Raw genomic sequence first — 7,214 nt, 5'->3', positions numbered from 1 at the left:
GCTCGGCGAGATCAGCGTGGAGGGGCAGGGCGCCGGGGCGGGCCGGGGCGGCGTCGGCCCGGGGGGCGGGGCCGTGCGCGCCGTCGAGAGCCCGACCGGCCCGGTCAACGGCTTCGTGGCGACGCGCTCGGCGACCGCGACCAAGACCAACACGCCGCTGATCGAGACGCCGCAATCGATCACCGTCGTCGGCCGCGAGCAGATCGACGTCCAGAAGGCCCAGACCCTGACCCAGGCCACGCAATACGCCGCCGGCCTCTACTCGGGCACCTTCGGCGCGGATTCCCGGCTCGACTACTTCATCCTGCGCGGCTTCCTGGCGAGCGACTACGGCCTCTACCGCGACGGCCTGCAGCTCCTGAACTACGGCTTCGCCTATTTCCGCACCGAGACCTTCGGCCTGGAGCGCATCGAGGTGCTGCGCGGCCCCGCCGCCGTGCTGTTCGGCGCCGGCACGCCGGGCGGCCTGATCAACCAGGTGACCAAGCGCCCGCCGCTCGATCCGCTGCGCTACATCGAGGTGGGCGGCGGCGCCTTCGGACAGGGCGGCTTCGGCTACGCCGCCTTCGACCTCGGCGGCCCCGCCGATGCCGACGGCCACTGGTTCTACCGCCTCACCGGCAGCGGCCGGATCGGCGGCAACCAGGTCGAGGGCGCGCCGGAGGACCGCGGCTATATCGCGCCGGCCATCACCTACAAGCCGGACGGGGCGACGAAGCTCACCATCCTGTCGAGCTTCCAGTACGATAACGCGGCGGTGACCGCGAACTTCCTGCCGTATTACGGCACCGTGCGGCCGAACGCGTCGGGCCTGCGCATCCCGCGCTCGCTCAATGTCGGCGATGTCGGGCTCAACACCTTCCGGCGCGAGCAGGCCTATGCCGGCTACGAGTTCGAGCACGCCTTCAACGAGACCTGGACCGTCCGCCAGAACCTCCGCTACTCTTATGTGGACAGCTTCCAGAACTCGTATATCGGCAACGACTACACGGCCGGCACGGCGCAGACGCGGCTCTCCCGCTACCAGTTCCGCGACAGCGCCCGGGCGGGCCTGTTCCAGGTCGACAACCAGGCCGAGGCGCGCTTCTTCGACGGCTTCTTCCGGCACGACCTGCTGCTCGGGCTCGACTACAAGAACTACAACCTGCACGACAACCAGGCCTCGACATTCCCCGGGCCCGACATCAGCATCCTGTTCCCGGTCTACGGCCAGCGCGTCGCCGCGCCGCTGCCCTATCTGGTCAACGCGAATGCCTTCGCGCAGCTCGGCCTCTACGCGCAGGACCAGATCAAGCTCACCGACAACCTGACCCTGGTGCTCGGCCTGCGCCAGGACTTCGCCGACAACCGCATCCGCAACCTGCTCACCCCCTCGGCCAGCACCGGGCGCAGCGACAACGCGCTCACCTACCGCACGGCGCTGATCTACAATTTCGACGTCGGGCTGGCGCCCTACATCAGCTACTCGACCTCGTTCCAGCCGCAGATCGGCACCGCCTTCAGCGGTCAGGCCTTCCGGCCCGAGACCGGCGACCAGATCGAGGGCGGCGTGAAGTTCGAGCCGCCGGGCCAGGGCTATTTCCTGACGCTCGCGGGCTTCGACATCAACCGCCAGGGCGTGACGGTGCCGGATCCGGCCAACCTCTTCTTCCAGATCCAGTCCGGCGCGCAGCGCTCCACCGGCTTCGAGGCGCAGCTCACCGTCACCCTCGCGGAGGGGCTCAACGCGATCGCGGCCTTCACCACCTACGACCTCGTCACCACCAAGGACGCCGACCCGGCCCGGATCGGCCGCACCCCGGTCAACATCCCCGAGACCTTCGCCTCGGCCTTCGTCGACTACACGATCCCCGTGGGCCCGTGGCGCGGCTTCGGCTTCGGCGGCGGCGTGCGCTATGTCGGGCGCTCCTACGCCGACGTCGCCAACACGCTCAAGGTCTCGGACTTCGTGCTGTTCGACGCGCAGGTGCACTACAATTTCGACAACTGGCGCATCGCGGTGAACGCCACGAATATCGGCGACCGGCGCTTCGTCTCCTCCTGCCAGTCGGCGACCGCCTGCTTCTACGGCGACGCGCGCCGCGTGGTGGCGAGCCTCAGCTACAAGTGGTGAGGGCACCGGCTCAACCCTCCCCCCTCTGCGGGGGAGGGTGCCGAGCGGATGCGAGGCGGGAGAGGGGAGCGACGCTGCAGGAGAGAGCTCGGCATCGACGTGGCGCCGTGTCCGGAAGCCGGGCTCCCCTCTCCCGACCCCCTTCGGGGGCCACCCTCCCCCGTCCCAAGTCGGGCCTGCCCGACTTGGGCAGAGGTGAGCGGAACTCGAGCAAGCCCGAGTTCCGTGGGGGGAGGGAATGCCGCCGCCCTTACCCCTCCCGCGCCCGCTCGCGCAGGATGAATTTCTGGATCTTGCCGGTGGAGGTCTTGGGCAATTCGCCGAAGACCACGTGGCGGGGCAGCTTGTAGGGGGCGAGGCGCTCGCGGCACCAGGCGATCAGCTCGTCCGCCTCCGCCTCCGAGCCGGGCTTCAACTCCACGAAGGCGCAGGGCGTCTCGCCCCACTTGGCGTCGGGCTTGGCCACCACCGCGGCGGCGGCCACCGCCGGGTGCTTGAACAGGGCGTCCTCGACCTCGATCGAGGAGATGTTCTCGCCGCCGGAGATGATGATGTCCTTCGAGCGGTCCTTGAGCTGGATGTAGCCGTCGGCGTGCTTCACCCCGAGATCGCCGGTGCGGAACCAGCCGCCCGCGAAGGCTGCCTGCGTGGAGGTCGGGTTCTTCAGGTAGCCGCGCATCACCACGTTGCCGCGCATCATCACCTCGCCGATCGTGCTGCCGTCGGCGGGGACCGGCTCCATCGTCTCGGGGTCGCGCACGTCGAGCCCTTCCAGCACGGGATAGCGCACGCCCTGGCGCGCCTTCTTCGCGGCCTGCTCCTCGGGGGGAAGCGCGTCCCAGTCCGCGTGCCAGGCATTGACCACGGCCGGGCCGTAGCTCTCGGTGAGGCCGTAGAGATGGGTGACGGCGAAGCCCGCCTCGCGCATGCCGGCGAGCACCGCCTCGGGCGGCGGCGCGGCGGCGGTGAAGAAGGCGACCGGCCGGGGCAGGGGGCGGCGCTCGGCCTCGGGCGCGTTGATGAGGAGCTGCATCACGATCGGCGCCCCGCAGAGATGCGTCACCCCGTGCTCGGCCATCAGGGCGTACATCGCGCCGGCCCGGACCTGGCGCAGGCAGACATGGGTGCCGGCCACGATCGAGAGCGTCCAGGGGAAGCACCAGCCGTTGCAGTGGAACATCGGCAGGGTCCAGAGATAGACCGGGTGCTGGCCGAGATTGCAGGTGACCACGTTGCCGAGCGCCAGCAGCGCCGCGCCGCGATGGTGGTAGACCACGCCCTTCGGGTCGCCCGTGGTGCCCGAGGTGTAGTTCAGGCTGATCGCGTCCCACTCGTCCGGCGGCAGCGCCCAGTCGTAGCCGGCATCGCCCCCGGCGAGGAAATCCTCGTACGCGACCGTGCCGAGCCGCTCGCCCGGCCCGTCATATTCGGGATCGTCGTAGTCGATCACCAGCGGCGGGTTGTCGAGCTGGGCCAGCGCCGGCGCGATGGTCCGCGCGAATTCCCGGTCGGTGATCAGCACCTTGGCCTCGCCATGCGCGAGGCAGAAGGCGATCGCGGCGGCGTCGAGGCGGGTGTTGAGGGTGTTGAGCACCGCCCCCGTCATCGGCACGCCGTAATGGCACTCGACCATCGCGGGGGTGTTGGCGAGCATCGCGGCCACCGTGTCGCCGCGCCCGATGCCGTGCCGGACGAGCGCCGAGGCGAGGCGGCGGCAGCGGGCGTAGAGATCGGCGTAGCTGCGCCGCAGGGGCCCGTGGATCACCGCGACGTGGTCGGGGAAGGTCCGGGCGGCCCGGTCGAGATAGCCCAGCGGCGAGAGCGGCTGGTGGTTGGCCGGGACCCGGTCGAGGTCGCGGTCGTAGATGGTGTCGGCGCGCACCGTGGAACCTCCCGGCAGGGCCTCGTCCGGGCCCCCTGACAGGCGCGAGAGTAGCTGGGGGCCGCGGCCGCGATCAATGGCGCGGGCCGTCCTCCGGCGCGCGCAGGTAGCGGGCGAGCTCGAAGCCGATCTGGATCATCAACTCGTCCACCCGGCCGATGAGGTCGGGCCGCCGCATCGCCTCGGCGAGGCTGCGCAGGGCGATGGCGTGCTCGGCCATGCGGTTCACGAGATGCTCGGAGCGGTGCAGGTCGGCCGCGCGGTTCTCGGTGAGGTCGATGGCGATGCCCCGGCCCTGGCCGGTGCGGCCGGAAGGGTCGCGCTCGATGCGCCCGCGCATCAGCACCTTGCGCATCCCGGCCCGGCCGTCGCGGGTGCGGAACTCCGCCTCCAGCGGGCCGCCCTGCTCGCCCACCGCGTGCAGGTAGCTCTCGATCCGCGCCCGGTCGTCCGGATGGGTCCGGTCGAGGAAGTCGGCCAGCGGCACGCCCGCCGCGGCGGCCTCGGGGTCCAGGCCGAGCAGGGCGGCGAAGGGCGCCGACAGCGCGAAGCTGCCGCGCCAGTGGTCGTGGGTCCACGCCCCCACGACGCCGGAGGCGTCGAGCATCGCCTGTGGGATCTGGGCCTGCGCCATGGGGCACCTCGGCAAGTGTCCAGCGGTCCCACCGCCGGCTCGGCCCTCAGGCAAACCTGAGGTAAAAGGACCGCACCCGGCGATGGCCTTGAGGTTCCATCTTAGGACGCAACGCCTGCCCAGGAAAGCCCGGGATCGGTGGTCGGCACAAGAGCAAACCTCAGATTGTCGATTCGGACCTCAGAGCGGCCCGCCCGGTTCGGCCGGCGGCGTCGATCTTAACCGGGCCTTAACCATAATCCGGCTCAGTCGCGGGATCAGAGCATCCCTGCGTCACAGGATGTCCGGCGGACGGCGGCGCGGGGAGGGTGCGGGATCGAGGCGGGGACGGCATGAAAGCGATCACCTTCGTCACCCAGAAAGGCGGCAGTGGCAAGAGCACGCTGTGCATCTCGCTCGCGGTCGCCGCGCGCGAGGCCGGCCACACGGTCTGCATCCTGGAGATGGACCGTCAGGCCACGATCTCGGACTGGCTCGACCACCGCACGGAGGAGGGGCCGGAGGTGGCGCAGATCGACGCCACCCAGCTCGAGGCCGTGATGGAGCGCCTGCGCGAATCGGCCTACGACTACGTCTTCATCGACACGCCCGGCGTCGATTCCGCCGGCACCCTCGCCGCGATCCGCGCGGCCGATCTCTGCATCATCCCCTGCCGGCCGACGCCCGCGGACCTGCGCGCCTTCAAGCCGACGCTCGCCGCGATCTACCGGCTGGAGAAGAAGTTCGCCTTCGTGCTGAACCAGACCCCGCCCCGCTCCTACCGCATCCGCGACGCGGCGGACGGGCTCGCGGTGCTCGGCATCCTGCCGGACGTGAACATCGTCGCCCGCACCGACCACCAGGACGCGATCGGCCTCGGCCAGGGCGTCACCGAGTTCAACCCCAAGGGCCAGGCCGCGGGCGAGGTGCGCCGGCTCTGGTCCTGGATCGAGCGGCGCATGCAGGCGGGCCGGACGGCCCGGCGGACGGTGAAGCATGCCGAAGCCGCCTAAGCTCAGCCTGGCCGCCATCGTCGCCTCGGCGACGCCGCCGGCCAAGGCGCCTCCGAAGTCCTTCGCCAAGCTCGGCTCCAAACCCGTTGCCGAACCCGGCCGGGCCGGCGCCGAGATCGTGCAGCTCGATCTTCCCGCCGCGCGCGGGCGCGGCCACACCCTGAAGGAGCGGGCGCGCCAGATGTCGGTCTATCTGGAGCCCCCGGTCTACGACCAGCTCCGCGACCTGGCGCATGCCGAGCGCACCAAGATGCACGGCCTGATGCTGGAGGCCCTCGACCTGCTGTTCCGCCAGCGCGGGACCCGCTCGATCGCGCAGCTCACCGATCCGGACGAGCGCTGATCTTTCAATTGAGCCAGAGGGTTGTTCCGGGATCCTGATGCGCTGCCCGAGAGGGTGGGGGACCGGGATCTCCCTCCCCCAACCCCAGTCTGGCCTGCCCGACTGGGGCAGAGCGCTGCGGATCCTGGGAACGCCCAGGATCGGTGGGGCGAGGGAGAGCAGCGCCCGGTTCCTGAACCGGATCGGAACGTTCCGCGGATCTCCTCATCCACCGCATCAGGCGCGGGAATCTGTGGACCGGTCCCGGTCCGGCCCTGTCGCGGCGGGATCGTTCAGGCTTCCTTTACGGCGTCCGGACAAATCTCGGTGCGTCCGGCTCCGGGGCGATGGTGCGCCCCGAGGGCCGGTCCGGACCCCGGCGCCGGTCGCGCCGGGCCCCCGCGTGGCGTTTCGGGAGTGGCCGGTGGTTGGCATGGGCAAGACGCTCGCGCGGGTGGCGGGGACGGGCCATCGGCGCGGACCTGTGCTGCGGCTCGCCGCCGTCTCGGCGGTGGCGCTGCTCACCGCCAATTGCAGCAGCAACACCCAGAAATTCGCCGGCGGCCCCTCGGGCAACGGCATCGACCCGAAATACGGGGTGAAGGCCAGCCCGCGCCTCTACAACGAGGGCGACGTGATCCCGAAGGGCGGCGGGCGCCGCTTCTCGGGCAAGCCCTATGTGGTGGCCGGCAAGACCTACGTGCCGCGCGAGGACGCGAAGGGCTACGTGCGCGAGGGCCTGGCCTCCTGGTACGGCTCGGCCTTCCACGGCCGCATGACGGCCAACGGCGAGGTCTTCGACCGCCACTCGATCGCCGCCGCCCACCCGACCCTGCCGCTGCCGAGCTATGCCCGCGTCACCAATCTCGAGAACGGCTACTCGATGGTGGTGCGCGTGAACGACCGCGGCCCCTACCATGCGGGCCGGGTGATGGACATTTCCGAGGAGGCGGCCCGCGCCCTCGACTTCCACCGCAAGGGCACGGCGCGGGTGCGCGTGGCCTATCTCGGCAAGGCCTCGATCGCCGGCAGCGACGACCGCAAGCTGATGGCGACCCTGCGCACCGACGGCCAGCCCGCCGGCCTGCGCAGCCCCATCATGGTCGCCGATCTCGGCCCCTCCGAAGAGCCGGCCGAGAGCTTCGCCCAGGAGCTCGCCAAGCCCGCCCGCGCGCCGCTGGCCTTCAAGCCCGCCCCCGAGGCCGAGCCGGAGGAGGCCCCGCGCCCCGCCCGCCGCCCGGCGCCGGTCCTCGTGGCGAGCGCCGCCGTCG

At 71.1% G+C, this 7,214-nt stretch carries 6 protein-coding genes; 4 read left to right on the top strand and 2 right to left on the bottom strand.

The window, feature by feature from the left end:
* On the top strand, positions 1-2,113 hold a 2,113-nt coding region (locus MET9862_RS27905), incomplete at its 5' end, for a TonB-dependent siderophore receptor (protein ID WP_142586161.1).
* Positions 2,114-2,363: 250 nt separating this feature from the next.
* On the opposite strand, the gene MET9862_RS27900 is transcribed toward MET9862_RS27905, so the two are convergent.
* Together MET9862_RS27900 and MET9862_RS27895 are read right to left on the bottom strand one after the other, a co-directional pair.
* Complete coding sequence (locus tag MET9862_RS27900; RefSeq protein ID WP_142586160.1) at positions 2,364-3,995, bottom strand: acyl-CoA synthetase; 1,632 nt, start codon at positions 3,993-3,995, stop codon at positions 2,364-2,366.
* 73 nt (positions 3,996-4,068) lie between these two features.
* Entirely contained in the window at positions 4,069-4,629 is a 561-nt protein-coding gene (locus MET9862_RS27895) for a PAS domain-containing protein (protein WP_142586159.1), read from the bottom strand.
* Between the two features lie 332 nt (positions 4,630-4,961).
* Between MET9862_RS27895 and MET9862_RS27890 the strand changes: the two genes are divergently transcribed.
* From MET9862_RS27890 to MET9862_RS27880, 3 genes are all read left to right on the top strand, one after another.
* Positions 4,962-5,621 (top strand): division plane positioning ATPase MipZ, encoded by a 660-nt coding sequence (locus MET9862_RS27890; RefSeq protein ID WP_142586158.1) that lies wholly within the window; start codon positions 4,962-4,964, stop codon positions 5,619-5,621.
* Positions 5,605-5,964: a ribbon-helix-helix domain-containing protein gene (locus tag MET9862_RS27885; protein ID WP_142586157.1), complete on the top strand. Its 360-nt coding sequence runs from the start codon at positions 5,605-5,607 to the stop codon at positions 5,962-5,964. Before MET9862_RS27890 ends, MET9862_RS27885 begins: the two co-directional genes overlap by 17 nt.
* 412 nt (positions 5,965-6,376) lie before the next feature.
* On the top strand, positions 6,377-7,214 hold an 838-nt coding region (locus MET9862_RS27880; protein ID WP_142586156.1), incomplete at its 3' end, for a septal ring lytic transglycosylase RlpA family protein.

Source organism: Methylobacterium symbioticum (assembly GCF_902141845.1).
GTDB classification, from domain to species: domain Bacteria; phylum Pseudomonadota; class Alphaproteobacteria; order Rhizobiales; family Beijerinckiaceae; genus Methylobacterium; species Methylobacterium symbioticum.
The sequence above is the reverse complement of the archived record's forward strand: the minus strand, read 5'-3'. Positions and strand labels throughout refer to the sequence as shown.